The organism is Roseofilum capinflatum BLCC-M114 (genome assembly GCF_030068505.1).
Classification (GTDB): domain Bacteria; phylum Cyanobacteriota; class Cyanobacteriia; order Cyanobacteriales; family Desertifilaceae; genus Roseofilum; species Roseofilum capinflatum.
Genome location: NZ_JAQOSO010000072.1, coordinates 1 through 18,263 on the forward strand (window position 1 = coordinate 1; position 18,263 = coordinate 18,263).

Genomic DNA, 18,263 nt, shown 5'->3' on the forward strand with positions numbered 1-18,263 from the left:
GTGTTTGAGTGCTTCTCGTGAGGAGCTATTGGAGCGGTTTGGGAGTTCTGGTGAGACTGAGGAAAGTTGAGGGAGTGGCGATCGCCCCAACTATCATAAAATAGAGTATCAATCTGACTCAACTGCTCCGTGACACGCCAACCCCACGACCAATTTGCCAAGCAATACCTCAAAGAACTGCTTGAACCCCTGGGAACAGTGGAAATTAGCCGAGAAATTTCAGGGGAAACCCTGCAAATCGATCTGATTTTCCAGCCATCCCCAGAACCCCCAAGTAACCCTCCAGCATTGGGTTTACTCTCTCAATTAGCGGCTAAACCTTGTTTATTAGAACCTTATCGCAATTGTCCGAGTCACTCAGAGATTCGCAGTTGTATTCTCAAACTTTTCTATGTTCATGGAGAGCTACAGCGTCAAGCTAAACGGGAAAAACCGACTCTTGAAGAACAACAATTGCCTCAATTATGGATTTTAACGCCAACAGCATCTAAGAAGCTATTGGAAGAATTAGGTGCTAAGGAGAATACTGAGTATGGCTATACAGGAGTCTATCGACTCGCACAAATTAACCAAACGGGGATTATTGCCATTAATCAATTGCCAGAAATCCCAGAAACCCTATGGTTAAGGATGTTAGGGAAAGGAGGAACACAGAAAAGGGCAATTCAGGAAGTGCTGGAATTACCCAGAGAAGATCCTCAACGGCGAAATATATTAGAGCTAGTGGGGATATGGCGAATTAATGTAGCCACTAAAATAGAACTAGACGAAGACGATCAGGAGTTAATGATGGAATTATCACCAGCGTATATAAAATGGCGAGAAGATACCATTCAAGAAGGAATTCGACAAGGACTTGAGCAGGGGGTTCAACAGGGACTTCAGCAAGGACTTGAGCAGGGGGTTCAACAGGAACGACGGTTGATGATTGAAGCCTTACTCAGGACTCGGTTTGGTGAGTTGGATGAGGCGCTTTTGGGGATTATTGATGCTTTACTGAAGTGTCCTCCCGATGAGTTTATGCCTTTGTGTTTGAGTGCTTCTCGTGAGGAGCTATTGGAGCGGTTTGGGAGTTCTGGTGAGACTGAGGAAAGTTGAGTGAAAGGCGATCGCCCTCTCCATCTCTGAGGCGATCGCCCTCTCTCTCCTCCAAACTCCCCCCATCGGTTGAGTCGAGTCACCCCCAACCCAACCTCAAGGCTAGAGCGAATGTCCCCTTTTAAGAGGCTTTCGCGTTCTGTTTGGGGAAGAATTTTCGTTTAATGGCGACACCCACAACCGCCACTCCAATGGCTAAAACACCCATTACTGAACCTCCTAAAGGTTTTTTGTGTTTTATCAGGGGATATTTCCACTACTAAGATGGATAAATATAAGAGCGCTAGTTTGAAATTCGCCCTTATAGATTTTGGGTTTATATCTTGAAGTGGAATTTTTGGTTTTTGTCCATGATTTTGTGGGTTGTGTGAATGAATAAGTTGAACACTGATTAAGGAGTGGTGAAGCCATTCGGGACACCATTACCTCCACCAACTGAAACTCCAGGGATCGAGGGACTAAACGATTCAGGGAGTGGAACGGTGATATTTCCCTCTAGGGTAAGGGTTGCGCCGGTTACGGGGTTATTCTTGCCGTCGGTAACGGATGTGTCAATGGTGACGGTTTCCGTGTAACCGGTTGCGGGATTAAAGTGCAGATCCTGGAGGATGGCGTTGACATCTTGAGCGCTTCCGGTGACGGTGAGCGTGCCGTTGGCAAACGTGGTTTCGGCGCTGTTGCTGGTGTTGCTGGTTAGGGTTCCAGCGTTGGTATCCGAGAGCGCGAGGGTGACGGTTAGGGTTTCGTTGGTGTCTTCATCGTTGATGAAGATGTTGTTGAGTTCAACCGCGGTATCTTCTTGATAGGTTTGGTTGAAGCTATATTTGGCAACAATGGGATCGGTAGAACCGTTGTGGGTTTGTCCTGGCATTGCGCCTGTAACAGAACCGGCAATGAAGAGGTTGTTATCCTCATCAACTTCAATTTGGCTCAAAACATCCCAACCAGGGAAACCAAATTGTTGGCTCCAACTGCGGTTGCCGTTGGTATCGAGTCCGGTGATAACGGCATCAATACTACCCGCATGTTGGTTGCCGTCTAAGGGGCCGCCGACATGACCGGTGACGTATACTTGGTCATTATTATCGACTCCAATGCCATAGGCATGATCGTCGCCTTGGCGGTTGGGATCGGTGCTACCATTTTGGGCAAATTGTTCTGTCCAAATCAGGTTACCGTCTTTATCCAGTTTGGCGACAAAAGCATCTCTGGCTCCTTCATGGGTTTCCCCTTCTAAGGCTTCGGTAACCATGCCAGAAACATAGATATTTCCTTCAGAATCCGTATCAATTGCTTGTCCTAAATCCTGGTCGGTTGTGCCAAATTGACGTTCCCAGATTTTGTTGCCGTCTTTATCGTATCGAGCCACCATTACATCCCAATGACCGACAGCCGTTTGTCCATCTAGAGTACCAGCAGCATAACCCGTTAGTAACAAGTCTCCAGTTGCTTCATCAAGCGTGACATCGGTGGCTAAACTACGACTAGCTTGAGTTGAAGTCATTTGTCGTGTCCAGAGCAAATTGCCATCACTATCCCATTTCTGGATTAAGGCATCATAGTCATGATGACTATTTGTTCCTTCCATAATTCCGGCAGTCGCTCCCACGGTGTAGATATTGTCATCTTTATCGACAATCAGTTTGGCTAAGTTATCATGTTCGCTCGTGCCAATTTGTCGCGACCAAATTAAGTTGCCTTCACCGTCATATTTGCCAAAGAAGGCATCAGTTTTTCCTAAATTTTCGTGACCGTCTAAACTACCCAAAGTTGAACCAACGACATAGGCATTGCCTTGGCTATCGGTGTCCACTCCACTAAATCCGTCAGCCTCAGCCGAGCCTAATGTGGTTGTCCAGAGTTTATTGCCATCTTTGTCATATTTGGTCAGGAAACCATCGCCACTGCTTCCGGGTAAACCCGAACCGCCTTGGTATTCATTGCCGTCGATATCGCCACGTACCCATCCGGTGATGAAGACGTTGCCTTGTGCATCAGTGGCGACATCGCCTAAAGCATCATAACCGGTGCTTCCGAGTTGCTGTACCCATTCTTGCGTGGGTTCGACTTGCAAGGTAGGTTTGGCATTGCCTTCTAGGGTAATGGTTGCGCCGGTTACGGGGTTATTCTTGCCGTCGGTAACGGATGTGTCAATGGTGACGGTTTCCGTGTAACCGGTTGCGGGATTAAAGTGCAGATCCTGGAGGATGGCGTTGACATCTTGAGCGCTTCCGGTGACGGTGAGCGTGCCGTTGGCAAACGTGGTTTCGGCGCTGTTGCTGGTGTTGCTGGTTAGGGTTCCAGCGTTGGTATCCGAGAGCGCGAGGGTGACGGTTAGGGTTTCGTTGGTGTCTTCATCGTTGATGAAGATGTTGTTGAGTTCAACCGGGGTATCTTCTTGATAGGTTTGGTTGAAGCTATATTTGGCGACAATGGGATCGAGGGAACCATTGTGGGTTTGTCCTGGCATTGCACCATCAACTCCACCAGTAGCATAGAAACCACCATCATTGGCGGAAGTAATATCTCTTAAATAATCCGAACCAGAGAAGCCAAACTGTTGACTCCAACTGCGGTTACCGTTGGTATCGAGTCCGGTTAAAGCGGCATCAATTCCACCAGCGTAAGTATTTCCATCAAGAGAACTTCCGACCGAACCGGTAATGGCAACTTGACCATTTTCATCGATGTTGATACCGCTATGGATATCTTTACCGTCTGTACCGTATTGTTCTGTCCAAATGAGATTGCCTTCGGGGTCGTATTTGGCAACGAAGCCATCATATTCGCCGTTTAAGCTGTGACCCTCTAGAGCGCCTTTTGTCCAACCGGTAATATAGGGGTTACCATCGGTGTCAAGTGCGATCGCATAAGCTTCATCGTGTTCTGCTGTTCCTAACTGCCGATTCCAGACCAGATTTCCCTCATTATCATACTTAGCGATAAAGGCATCGTGGCTACCAGCATTGGTTTCACCGTTGAGAGACCCCGGCCCGTAACCGGTAATATAAATGCTACCCGTTGCTTCATCCCGTGCTAAATCCCAACCCACCGTACTTGCACCCGTATCGGAGCGCAGTTGTTGTGTCCAGATGGCATTTCCTTCACTATCCCATTTAATCAGCAGAGCATTCGCAAGACCTTTATCGGGTTCTCCATCCATTACGCCATCGGTATAACCGACACTGTAAAGATTACCAGCATCATCGCTAATAATTTTGTGCAGTTGATCGTGTTCGCTTGTGCCAAATTGTTGTGACCAAACCAGGTTACCGTCTGCATCGTATTTCACGAAGATGGCATCTTTCTTGCCTAAATTGGCATGACCTTCAACGGAACCATTAGTGGAGCCAACGGTATAGACATTATCTTGAGCATCCGTGGTAACTCCGTGGAGTTCATCGGTATCGGGTGAGTTTAACTCTTGAGTCCACAGTTGATTGCCATCTTCATCGTATTTGGCGACAAAGCCATCCCTGTTGGAATAGGAACCCGCGATAACGGCATTATTGTTATCATCGACGGCAATATCTCTCGCACTATCAAAACCAGGGCCACCCAGTTGCTGTACCCATTGCTGGGTGGGTTCGACTTGCAAGGTAGGTTTGGTATTTTCTTCTCCAGCTACGCCATATTGAATATGGTCGATTTCTCCGCCGCGATTTTCATCGGGGAGGCTGATTTTTAAGCTGGCAATTCCTTCTTCATAAATCACACCTAAGAAGCGGTCTTCAGCCGTCTGACCTCCCCAAAGATTATCGCCATAGTCGATAGTTTTTGTACCCAGAGATTGACCCTTGGCATCAAATGCTTCAAAAACAACGCGACCCGATCCTAACTGGGTGATATCGCTGCGACTAATATCGGTTAAGGCAAAACCCGCGTGGGTGGGGAGTTCTCCGAGAATTTCCTCATCAAACGTAACCGTGAAGTTTCGCGCTCCAAACGCATACCAGCTACTGCCACCGAGACCGCTACCATCAATGGCTCCATCATCCCCGTCAACTGAGTCAACCGCCGTAGGTTGGTTACTGGGATTAATGAGCCATCCCTCAGAAATGGCGAGTCCTGGAGTATTGAGTTGTCCATCTTCAAAAGTTTCCAGATAGAAAGAAGAGAAACTTTGATCTTTGAAGGGACTATCTTCAAAGCTGAGATAGGGGGTTTCTGGAGTTAGGAATTGGGGGGCTTTAATGCCATTTAACGTGATGGTTGCACCTGCTACGGGGTCGCTGTTGCCGTCGGTAACGGAGGTGTCAATGGTGACGGTTTCCGTGTAACCGGTTGCGGGATTAAAGTGCAGATCCTGGAGGATGGCGTTGACATCTTGAGCGCTTCCGGTGACGGTGAGCGTGCCGTTGGTAAAGGTGGTTTCGGCTGCGTTGCTGGTGTTGCTGGTTAGGGTTCCGGCGTTGGTGTCGGAGAGCGCGAGAGTAACGGTTAGGGTTTCGCCAACATCAGAATCATTGACATGAATGGGACTCAGAGCAACAGGCGTATCTTCTTTATAAGGTTGAGTCCTGTTGTAGGTAAACAAGACCACATCTGTAAAACCCGCATTGGGTTGACCATTCACAGAATCTTGAGAACCACCTATGGCGTAGAGGTTCTCGTTGGTTGCGTCAAACGTGAGGGTTGCCATGTTATCCCAACCCGGATTAGCAACCGTTTCTGTCCAGGGAATGGGATTACCATCGGGGTCAAGGGCTGTAATCAAGGCATCGTAACTGGTGGTTTCTCCGGTTTGAGTGGCCGAGAAGAAGATATTCCCCTGTGCGTCGGTTTCAATGCCACCATAGATTCCATAATCGTACCCTTCTCCTCCTTGTTGATGCGTCCAGAGTTGGTCGCCACTGTTGTTGTATTTGGCAACAAAGATATCGCCACCTCCAGCAGAGGTATGACCTTCGAGGGAGCCAAATGTGGTTCCCAGTAGAGCGATATTGCCTTGGTTATCGACGGTTAAGGAGGCAATACTATCGTTTTCGGTGCTGCCTAACTGACGACCCCAGATGAGGTTACCGTCGGTGTCAAACCGGGTGAGATAAGCATCGGTTTTGCCATTGTGGGTTTGTCCGGGTAAGGCTTGGTTAATCCAACCGCTTTGATAAATGGTATTGGTGGTGGGGTCGAAGGCTAACTCGCTACCGGTATTGCTTCCCCACTCATTCATCTGTTTTGCCCAGATTTGATTGCCGTCTTTGTCCCATTTAATCAGCAGGGAATCATAACCGGTTTCGCTGCTGGTGACTTCATTGCTGAGAATGCCGTGAGTATAGCCAGAGGTGTACAGATAACCGTCAGCATCGCTGGTGAGTCCGGATAAGATTTCTTCTCCTTCTGTTCCCAGTTGACGAGTCCAGATCAAGTTACCATCGGTGTCGTACTTGACAAATAGGGCATCTTTATCACCGGCATGGGGTGCAGCGAGGGAGCTAAACGTACTGCCGGTAATGTAGAGTCCGCCATCTGCACCAATTTCAATGCGGTTTAACCGCTCTCCTTCAGTTCCTCCGAAGAGTTTTGTCCAGACTTTATTGCCTTCGGCATCATATTTGATGATAAACCCATCACCATGGCCGTTTTCTTGATTGTCTCCGGCGTTGGTATTGCCATCGAGGTCGCCATTCGTATAGCCGATAATGTATTGATTTCCGGCTTCATCAACGGCGATATCGGTTGCACCATCCCAGGTATTGCTTCCCATTTGTACAGTAGATTGCAGTGTGGGAGTTACGGCGATGGTTGGCGTGTCATTTTTCGGCAGTCCGGTTAACTGGATGGTTCCGGTTAAAACCAGACCCGACTGGACGATAATCTCCGTGGCAATGGTGACGCTTTCGGCAGAATTTGCCGTGGGTTTAAACTCTAAATCGGCTAAGAGTTGATTCAAGTCGCTGACTGCACCTTCTGCTGTCCAAACTCCGGTTTCCGGGTCGTAAGTGGAGGTGACTGTGCCAGAAGTTGCCGTAGAAAGCTTTCCAGCATCGGTTTCGGAGAGGGTTAATTTAACCGTGGCTTCTCCATCGGGGTCGGTGACGATAATATTACTTAAATCTAGAGGGGTATCCTCGTGATAAGCCAGATGGAGAGTTTGATTGGGAGGGGTAGAAGTCTTCAGGAGAACGTCAGGTTTAAGGTCGCCAATGACTAAATCATCGAGTCCAATGCGTTCAGTACCTGCCTGTCGAATTAAGGTGAGTTTAGTAAAGGGAGAATGAATATCGGTGATGCCGTAGAAGAAAGCAGAACCAGAATTTGCTGGCCAAACGGCTTTTGCCGGAATATCTAAGTCGCTGGTTGTGCCATCCTCATGATGAACAGTAAGGACAAGAGGAAAACCTTCAGAGTCGGTTGCTGTGAATCCAAATGCAGACTGAGGACTGTCAAATTCCAGGGTGAGATAGGTATCATCAGAACTTTGCAACAAGTTGTCACCAGAAGAGGGGAACATGCCGCCACTCGTTGCTGTAGTAACTTCACGAACAACTGAATGGCCACTAAGGGTTACTTGGGTAGAGCCAAAGTCTAAAACGGTTGGTTTATCGCCATGATTAAAGTTCTCGAAATCAACGGTTTCAATATTATCGAGATTGGCTAAAAAGTCGGCTTTGGCAGCATCGGTATTGGGGGTGGACTCTAGGCGAACGGTGTTGCCTTGGGTGTGTAAGTCTTCGCCGAAATATGTCCACGTCCAGTTATAACCAGCTTTGGGAACTTGATTTTTAGATACCCAGAAATCTTTGCCGCCAGCATTTTCTGCCGCTAAATTGCCTTCTGTGTATCCGGTGAGATAGAAGTTGCCACTGCGGTCAATGACAATATCTTGAGCGGTGTCATTATTCACTGTTCCCAGGGTTTGGGTTTCTAAATGTTGACCGTCTTTATCGACGAGCATCAGGAAGGCATCTTGACCCCCGGTTAGGGTTTGGCCATTTAAGGTGTTGGTGGTAAATCCAGCCAGATGAATCACATCATTTTGATCAATGGCCAGACGGGAAGCTGAATCTTCAGAAATTGAGCCAAATTGCTGCTTCCAGAGTTCATTACCTTGGGGATTGAGCTTGGTAATAAAGATGTCCTGTAAGCCTTGATTTTCTCCGCCTAGGGAACCTTGAGTATTGCCAGTGATGTAGATATTATCTTCGCTGTCAATGGCAAGGCTATGACCTTCTTCGTACTCTGCTGTACCGAGCTGTTTTTGCCATTCTTTAACGCCTTGAGCATTGTATTTAATGATAAAGGCATCTTGACTTCCGGCATTTGCGCCACCAAGAGCGCCATAGGTATGGCCGATGAGGTAAGTGTTTCCTAAGCTGTCAATGGCGATATCAATGGCTCCTTCATGGCTGGAGGTAGCAAACTGATCGTTCCAGATGAGTTCTCCATTGGCATCATATTTGGCCACCCAAGGATCGTAACCTCCGGCGTTATTTCCTTGGAGATTTCCACCGGTAAATCCTGACAGATAGATATTGCCAGTTTCGTCTACGGTGATGCTGGTGGCATAATCATCGCTGCTGCTGCCGATTTGTTTTTGCAGCAATTCTTGACCATCAGCATCTAATTTGAGGATAAAGACATCACTTAATCCTTGGTTGGCGCTTTCTAGATCGCCGAAAGTGTGTCCGGTAATGTAAACTTTTCCAGTTTCATCAACGGTAATACCACGAGTTTCATCAATGGCGACAGTTCCCAGTTGTTTCTTCCACAAGAGATTGCCATCGACATCATATTTGGCGACAAAGGCATCTTCTTGTCCGGCATTCTCACCGTCTAAATTGCCGTCCGTAGTACCAACGACGTAGACGTTACCAAAATCATCAACGGTGACTCCGGAAGTGCGATCGCTTCCTTCGGTTCCCAACTGACGTATCCAAGCGTTATCGGGAATCGGTTCAGGAGTACCAGGAATTTCGACAATGCCTGCTAAATTCCAGTAATCTGCTGGCAAATCGTTCCATTTTCCAAACTCAGTAAACCCTGTGGGAGAATTCGGATCGGGGAAGCGGAAATTGTTGTGAGCAAAGTCTTCACCTTCTAGCAAGTCTTTACCATCTCTCGTCAAAGGAACATTATTGGGTGAGAGATAGAACCAATTATTGTAAGTTGATGAATCGCCATTTACCCACTGAAATTCACCTTCTTGAGCGCCATAGATCGGACTATCCGTATAACCAAGCCAGTGCATGTTTCCGCCAAAGGTATCGAATAACCATTGATTTTCCGAGGCGCTGTTAATAGAAACCAAGTTACCACCAGCAGCTTGGGCTTGTTCCTGTGCGCCTAACCAGGTATCGGATGTGGTCAAGAAATACTGACTTCCGGTGACTGGATTGGTGTAAATGGTCGGTTCCGAAGGGACGGGAGTGGCGGGGAATTTCGCCAGCCAAATGTCGTGTTCTCCCGCATTTTCACCGCCAAAATCACCAGTTGTATATCCCGTGGTGTAGACATTGCCACTAGCGTCAACTTCGATATCGTAGGTTATATCTTCGGCATCGCTGGTTCCGTAGATGGTTGTCCACAGGTTCTTGCCTTCGCTGTCAAATTTAGCTAGGAATGGAGCATGACCTAAGCGCGGTTGACCGTTGATGGAGCCGTTTGTCCAACCGTTGAGATAGAAGTTACCATCTGGATCTACTTTAATGCCAGTGGTGCGATCGCTGCCTGCACCTCCGAATTGTTGCGTCCAGACGGTATTGCCTTCTTCATCTAGCTTGAACAGAAGCGCATCCATTGAACCCTGACTTTCATGACCTTCTAGCGTACCTTGGCTCTCAGCCGCAATATAGAGCTTGCCAGAGTCATCAATATCGACGCTCACATTGCGATACGCGCCGTATTTTCCGGGACTCTCAGCCCCTTCTGTACCCAATTGTTTTGTCCAGATTTCGTTACCGTCAGCGTCGTATTTAGTGACGAAAACATCTGATTCTCCGGCATTCTCACCACCAAGATTCCCTTCCGTAATGCCGACCGCGTAGATGTTACCAGCACTATCAATGACTACATCCCGGCCGCGATCGTGTTCGTCTGTTCCATCTTGTTGAATCCAAATTGCATTACCATCAGTGTCATATTTGGCAATAAAGTAATCCGTTGCTGCTTGAGTCGTTTCGCCAAACGTTCCCCAAGTCCAACCGGAGATTACCGGATTGCCATCAGGGTCGAGTTTTAATCCGCTAGAAAACTCATGATTGGGAGTACCAATGTGTTTTTCCCAGAGTAAATTGCCTTCGCTATCCCATTTAGCAAACTTGTGATCGCCTCCTCCTAAAGTCCCCACAGGATGACTGTCATCATAGCCAATAGCAAAGATATTACCATTCTCATCAACCGCAACTTCGGTGTAGTGATCCCATCCAGTTGTACCCAGTTGTCTTGTCCACAGTTTATTGCCGCTATCATCGTACTTGGTAATAAACGGATCGGATGAGTATTGGCTGATCTCCTCAGCATTGGTATTGCCATCTAAATTACCTCTGGTTATGCCAACGACATAAATATTACCGGCAGCATCAGAAGTGAGAGCTTGACCGCGATCGGAGCTAGAAGTTCCCCATTGACGGACAAATTCCGGTTCAAAAGGTTTGTGATTGTCCTTAATTTTCACTTCCCCCGTCCCATGGGTTCCAATGGCATAATTATCGCTAGAACTCAGCTTAACAATCGCCTTTTCTTCTCCTTCTTGGAACACGCCATCATACAGCGCCAGAATCGGCAGCACCACCAACGACTCACCCGCAGGAATGGTAATTTCACCACTCAACTCGGCAACATCAACGCCATTCGTGACATCACCCGCAACAGAGTAATTAACCGTCAACTCCTTGGTCAAATCTCCGACGCGAGTAATGACAATTTGCCCCGCATTGCCATCTTCACCAGCCTCATCATCGGTCACCATGACATTGACAATCGGTTTCTCCAGGGTACTGGGGTCAATTTCGATAATACCAGGATAGTCGCCGGTTTCTACGCGATCGTTCCATTGACCGATAACATGCTGATTAATCGCTGCAAAATCTTCATTTCCAGCAATAATATTATTCGGTTCTCCAGGTTTCCAATTGGTGTAATCAAACTCATCTCCATTCACCCAGGCAAAATCACCTTCTTCCTGACCATAAATCTCACTATCTGTCAAGCCAATAGAGAAGGGTATATTACCAAAAGTATCGACTAACCAATCATTTTCAGCTTGGCTATTAATCCCAACTAAATTACCTCCCAAAGCTTGCGCTTGTTCCTGAGCGCCTAACCAAGTATCCGGTTGACTCAACAAATACTGATTTCCCGTATCCGGATTGACATAGACAAACGGGCCGTAACGGGAGGTAGTGGTACTATTGGCGATCGTCGCTGTTGCCGTAGTTTCCCCACTCAACTGATACCCTTGAGCCGACTGCAACTCAATCTCAACCGTTTCCTCCCCTTCCAGAGCATAATCATGGAGCGCAACCACGGGAATAGTCGCCGTTTCCGCACCCGCAGGAATGGTCACCGTCCCCGTTAATTCCTGATAATCTTCGCCATTTTCCGCACTGCCACGCAAGGTATAATTCACCGTCAACGCTTCATCCGTATCTCCCGTGCGAGTGACGATAAATTGCGCCGCATTCCCATCTTCTGTTGCCTCTGTATCCAGGGAACTCAGGGTCACTGTAGCAGGAATGGGGTCATTATCTGTAATGGTAATGGTATGACTGGTGGTTGTATCGCCAACATAACCCGTTCCTTCTGCTAACGTAATGACAACGGTTTCATCCCCTTCAAACTGATTATCGTCAATGGAATTAATGGAGATAGGAGCAAAGAATTGGCCGGCTGGAATGGTTACACTACCGGTTAAAGGTTGGTAATCTGTGCCGTTGGTTGCTGTTCCTTGAATTGTATAATTTACGGTAATATCTTCAGTTAATGCACCTCCAGGTAAGAAAAGCATTAATGTACTAGATCCTCCGACTTCTGGAACTGTAGGAATGAATGAATTCAGAGTCACTGTGGGTAAGGGTTCAACCTGAATGTTCACATCCACAGGAGTGTCTGAAAACAGTTCGCCATCACTGGCACGCACCTGAAATGCGGGTACTTCATCTCCAGCACTATCGGGTGTCCATTCCAAAGTTTCTCCTGCTTTTAATTCGACGGTTTCCCCTGGATTAATGACCACACCATCCTTACGCAATGTGCCATTAACGGGATTGCTTACTTCAAAAGAAATGATATCTTTATCTGGATCTTCAGCATCAGAAGCAGCTAATAAATCCTCATAAGTGATGGTAAAGGGACTCTTTTGCGTCGCCTCTGTTAAGGTATCAACTGAGGTCAATTCTGGCGGTTGATTGATTACATTGGGATCGGTTCCATGAAGGGTTAACTGCCAAGATGATAAAATTCCTACAGGAGAACCATTGCTTGTTTCCCGATCTACTACTCTTAATTCCCAAGTGCCTTCAGATGTTTCTCCCCAATGCCGAGGGGAAGTAAATACCCATGTATCAAGATTGTGAACCGAATGTTTACTGCCCTTAGAGTATTCAAATGCACTGGCTAAGAGAGATTTACTTTCTTGTCCTTGAGCATCTCTATGAATTAGTTCAATCTCTAGATTATCAGCATCATCATGGGCAATATCGACCATCACTTCCACCCACTCAACATCGATCGTGTCAGTCACTTCAATCTTAGAACGAATGCCAGAAGTTTCCTCGCCAGGTAATAGATTCGGAGGCAATTCTTTTTCTGGAATTTCCAGCAGTACACCAGGCATGGGAAATTCAAGAGGAGAGTCTGTTTCGTTCTGGACTCTTTGCCAAGTTTTCGCTAACTCTACTGCTTTCTCAGCATTAACCAAACCAAATCCATACTTATGATTGACTTCGTAACCAGCTAAATTGGTTTTCCAATCTTTATCTGTTGGATCGTTTTTATCAGCGCTCTCAATTAAGATATGCTGCACATCTCGCCAGGTTAAGAGAGGATTGGCTTCAAGCATTAAAGCAACGACACCAGAAACCATGGGTGCTGCGGCTGAAGTGCCACCAAAACCAGAGGTATAATCGTCATCAGTCACTCCTTCTATTCCCTGAAGATCTGTGGTGGCAATGCCTCCCAATTGAGTGGCTAAAGTCCAACCACGAAGTTGGCCTGTTATTTGATTTCCTGGAGTCTTATCTTCGATTTCCAAGCGCCAAGTTCCTTGAGCATTTTCACCAATAAATTTGCTCAAAGATTCTTCTGGTTTAAAGTTGCCATAAAAGGGAACCGTTTGATTGGGAAGAGAACGCTGGGCAGAATCATCGAGATTAATGGCTGCTCCTTTCTCAAAGGGTACATCCGCAAATAATTTGACACGCTGTTTTTCTTGTCCATTCACAACTTGAACTAAAGAAGCGGAGAGGTTTTCAAGGTTGTTGCGATCTATACCTACAGTCACTTGCAATTCTTCGATTTTTTTCTGCAAATTGTTGATATCGATATCAAACTTATAGGTTTTTCCTGCTTGAATATCAGTTTTTTGACTGTAAGAAAATGTAGAAAAATCACTGGCAGGCGCGGACACTAATAACGGCGCACCAGGGGTACTATATATGGTTTGTTTGCCATGATGATTAACCGCAGCAACAGCAATGGTATGGCGAGAGTTGGCTAAGAGATTATAGTTAACGTTATCTTTGTCTTGTCTACCATTTCCTCCAGAAAAAACAAAGATATTCCCTAATCCCTCACCTAATTCCTCGCGTCCTTCCTTTATTCCCTGCTCAATGGCATATTCTCCTGAGCTGAGGATATCTGTTTCATCATAAAATCCCCGTCCCCAACTGTTATTGTAGATATCAATGTCTTGATTTTTGTGAGATAAAGCGTCAGGAATTTTGATATCATTGAATCCATCAGAACCCATTCTCAATGCGGCCCAAGATGCTCCGGGAGCGACTCCACTGGTTCCTTCTGTTGGGTTGTTTTGCCCTATGGCGACTCCAGCAACTTGAGTTCCATGATGGTTTTCGAGAGTCATATCAAGAGACCAATTATGGATCACTCCTTTGGTTTGAGGATTGCTGTTGTCAACCAGTAATTTCCAATAGCTCTGGGAAATACCTGGAACTTTGGGATTGATTTCTTGACCCTTAAAAATGTCAGTAGAATACTGGTGTTTGCCTTCTTTGATGTTGGTGAGTTCAAATTCAGTGCCCCAAGGACTTTGGAGCTTAATATTTAAATCGTTGATATTCCCTTGACCTGGAATTAGAGAAAGATCGAGATCTAGGGTGAGATCTTGTAATAGGCCAGAGAACAATCCGTTATCTAATCTTTGATCGCTGATCTTGGGAGTTTTCTTAGGATCGTGCCTTAAGATGAATTTATCCGATTGGGAAGGGATACTTTCTGAAACTGGATAGCGAAGGGTGGTTTTTAAGGTCTTGCTTTGAGGGCCATCTTTGTGATTGTCTTTATGGCTTTCTTCATCAAAGTCACGACTCAAGTCAGCACGATAGTTGGATGATAGATCGGGATGTTGGACATCAAATCCATCATCAATAATGCCAATGACGACTCCATTTCCGTTGACTCCATGGGTATCCCACGCTTTTTTAACTGAGGTATCAATGCCTGGAGTACCGCCGGTTTGTCCGGTGTTTTGAATATGCCAAGGTTGGTTAGAGAAAAAGTCTAGGTCAACAGCAACTAGGGGATAGGCAAATTCGATCGCCCCCACACTGGCGAATTTGTCCCCAATCTTATCGGGATCGGTTCCTTCAGGGAATTCCCAGATGTAAGTGTTGGGAATATGTCCCGTTGGTCTTAAAGAGGTGGCATCGAGTTGGGTAGCCAATTCCTCAGAAAACTCCCCATTACGGACGCTAACGACCCATTGTTGGGCGGATTCGAGTTCTTCGCGGGTATAGCGCTCTAGGTTAACGGAACGCTCTAAAGACCACCGGACGCGATCGCTCAATTCCTCTCCCTCATCCAAGGACAACACCGTAAATTTTTCTACCCTATGCTCGGAAACTCGACCATCATTATCTTCAGCAACTATCCTGAGTCGATAATGACCAGGTTCTAAGGACTCTTTGCGATAATTGAATTCAATGCGATCGCCACTATCATCCTTTAGCTCAACTTCATCAGTAACATTAAACTCTTCTCCAGTCTCCGTTTCCAAGAAGATTTTTACACTCTCAAGATCGATATCATCTAAACCATCGACATCGCTCAGAGTTCCATAAATGGAAATGGGTTCGCGAGGATTATAAAATTGGTTGATGCTGGTTAAATAGGTTTCGGGTTGACCATAATCGAGGATGGCTTGACCTAACTCTGTATCTTGCCACACCATTCCAGGGTCAATCACTTCATCGATATGATCCGCTTTACCGGTTGCCCCTTTGACTCGGAAAATGAGGTCATTGTAATCTTTGTCCGAATTCTTCTCGACATCCAAATCTTCCCAAGCAAACGTCTGACCTTCCCCAGTCGCGTCGGCTAACTGCGGAGAGTCGAGAGAGAACATCAGGGGGCGATCGGGATTTTCAACAGCCCATTCAATCTTGCCTTTGGGAGCGAGGACAACGGCAAATTTTTCTCCAGGTTGCATCTGCACAGTTTTCGCACCAGCATAGTCTCCGGAGTTGCGGTCAACTTCGCCTAATTCTCCCGTGAATTTCGCGCCTTCTGTGCGATCGGAAATGATGATTTGACCTAAATCTGAGTCATCGGTAATGCGCTGCAAAACTTCAGTTCTAAATTCTTCGGAATTAGGATCGAGATCTTCTAAGCCTTCTAAACTAAAGATGGCAACTTCGCCTTTATATCCACCACCATCAAAGAGGAAATCAACGGTAACTTCTCCAGTTTCGCCAACGATAAATTCACCGGTTTTTAGCTCTTCTAATGTCCCAGAGGTAGGGACGATCGCCTGTTCGACGCTATCGATAACAGCGATATCTTCAGTAGGGGTATCGGGGTTGGTGCGATCGCCCTCTAATTCTGTATCATCACCATCCTCACCTGTCCCAGATGTAGGGGCGAACGGCCGTTCGCCCCTACCGTTATTGCTAATGGCAATATCTTCAGTGGGAGTTTCGGTAGTGGGGCGATCGCCCTCTTCTCCCTTATCCTCAACCGAGTTATCTTCCGTAGGAGTATCGGTAGTGGGGCGATCGCCATCGCCATACGGAGCCTTATCGCCCTCTAATTCTGTATCATCACTATCCTCACCTGTTCCAGATGTAGGGGCGAACGGCCGTTCGCCCCTACCGTTATCGCTAATGGCAATATCTTCAGTGGGAGTTTCGGTATCAGTAACATCCTCTAGATCGTCAATCTCAATCTCTTCAACCGCGCTATCATCCCCAGTCACATAAGCGATCAATTCCTGTCCTAAATCCGAATCGCGCCAATCTTTTGCGGTATCAATGACATCATCCAACTGTGCTGTTTTACCTGTTGCACCCTTGACGCGGAAAATCAGATCGTTATAATCTCCGTCAGATTTACCATCCACGCGCAAGTCTTCAAACACAAAAACATTGCCTTCTCCCGTCACATCAGCAATTTGTCCCATGTGAAAACCATCTTCTGGGTTCGCAGTCGCAAGGGAAAAGAGGGGACGCGCAGCACCGCCAATTCCGGGGTTGTCTACCACTCGTTGCACGCTTCCTTTGGGAACGAGCATCATGGCGAAGCTATCTCCAGAGCGCATATTGAAGGTTTTTACACCTTGATATTCGCCGGAATTATGATCTGCTTCTCCAAGTTCTCCGCTAAAACGTGCGCCTTCAGTGCGGTCTGAGATGACAATATGACCGAGTTCTGAATTTGAGTTGGATCTTTTAGCTGCTTCGGCAATAAAATCCTCTGTATCTGGCTCATACTCCTCCATTCCCTCTAAGCTAAAAATGGAGAGTTCTCCCTTATATTTACCTCCATCAAAGAGGTAATCAATTTCAATTTCTCCTGTTTCTCCCACCACAAAGTAACCGGAATCAAACTTCGGTTGGGCAACGATCTCTTCTGTTATCCCCAAAGCCGATAACTCTGCTGGTGCTTCTCCATCCGTCTCTGTATTGGTTGCTAACGGAGCCAATTCCTGATCCGTTTCACCCTCAAGTTCCGTCTCTGCTCTCGTTAATTCTACGGATTCCTGAGTGATTTCACGCTCGGATTCGGTCTCCGAGTCGGCGATCGCGACAAAATTCTCCTCCGTTACCGTCGATTCTGCCCCTTCCGGCTCACTTTCTCCATTTGCTTCTTCTTCCGATCCGTAAATAAACGGTATCTCTTCTAAATCTTCATCCGGGATTTCCGGCAAAACCTCCGTTGATTTAAGTGTATCTTCTGATATATCTTGAAGAGAATCGTTATCGGATTCTAATTCCGTATTTTCTAGGATATCTTCTTGACCCTCAACATCAAAATCTTGCCCATCATCAAGAGGCTCAAGGATCGCTGAAGGAGTGAGGATGGGTTCTAAAATAAAAGTTTTACGAATTTCCGAGGTAGATCTATCGGAAAACAAGGGTTTAAAGAGGAAATCAAACCAGCTCATAGGACACCCAGAGGAGTAGGAGAACAGATGGTTTAAAAGTATCACTCTTTTTCTTTGTGGAATATCAAGATTGGGTAAAGTTCTCCCGGATTTTGATGAAGATTCTGTAAAGTTTATACCGTAAATTTTCCGACCTAGATCTCAGAAAAATTGGGTCATTTTTATGCAAAATCGCGAAAATTGTAATAAATCTTAACTTTTAGTGGCGATCGCTAAGGCGATCGCCCCAACTGTCATAAAATAGAACATCATTGCCATCCAACTGTTCTGTGACGCGCCAACCCCACGACCAATTTGCCAAGCAATACCTGAAAGAACTCCTCGAACCTTTGGGGACGGTGGAAATTAGCCGGGAAATCCCAGGGGAAACCCTGCAAATCGATCTCATTTTCCAGCCATCCCCAGAACCCCCAAGTAACCCTCCCGCATTGGGTTTACTCTCCCAATTGGCGGCTAAACCTTGTTTATTAGAACCCTATCGCAATTGTCCGAGTCACTCAGAGATTCGCAGTTGTATTCTCAAGCTTTTCCATGTCCATGCAGAGCTAGAGCGTCAAGCTAAACGGGAAAAACCGACTCTTGAAGAACAACAATTGCCTCAATT

2 protein-coding genes and 1 pseudogene are annotated in these 18,263 nt (G+C 46.5%); 2 read left to right on the plus strand and 1 reads right to left on the minus strand.

The genetic code is table 11. The features are described 5' to 3' along the window. Nucleotides 1-129 precede the first annotated feature (129 nt). On the plus strand, nucleotides 130-1,098 hold the full coding sequence (locus PMG25_RS12255) for a hypothetical protein (protein WP_283767190.1): 969 nt from the start codon (nucleotides 130-132) through the stop codon (nucleotides 1,096-1,098). Between the two features lie 391 nt (nucleotides 1,099-1,489). Here the strand turns inward: PMG25_RS12255 and PMG25_RS12260 are convergent, their stop codons facing one another. Continuing rightward, nucleotides 1,490-17,659: an SBBP repeat-containing protein gene (locus PMG25_RS12260; protein WP_283767191.1), complete on the minus strand. Its 16,170-nt coding sequence runs from the start codon at nucleotides 17,657-17,659 to the stop codon at nucleotides 1,490-1,492. A gap of 269 nt (nucleotides 17,660-17,928) precedes the next feature. On the opposite strand from PMG25_RS12260, the pseudogene PMG25_RS12265 reads away from it, so the two are divergent. Next, nucleotides 17,929-18,263: pseudogene (locus tag PMG25_RS12265) on the plus strand (hypothetical protein); the annotation flags it as partial.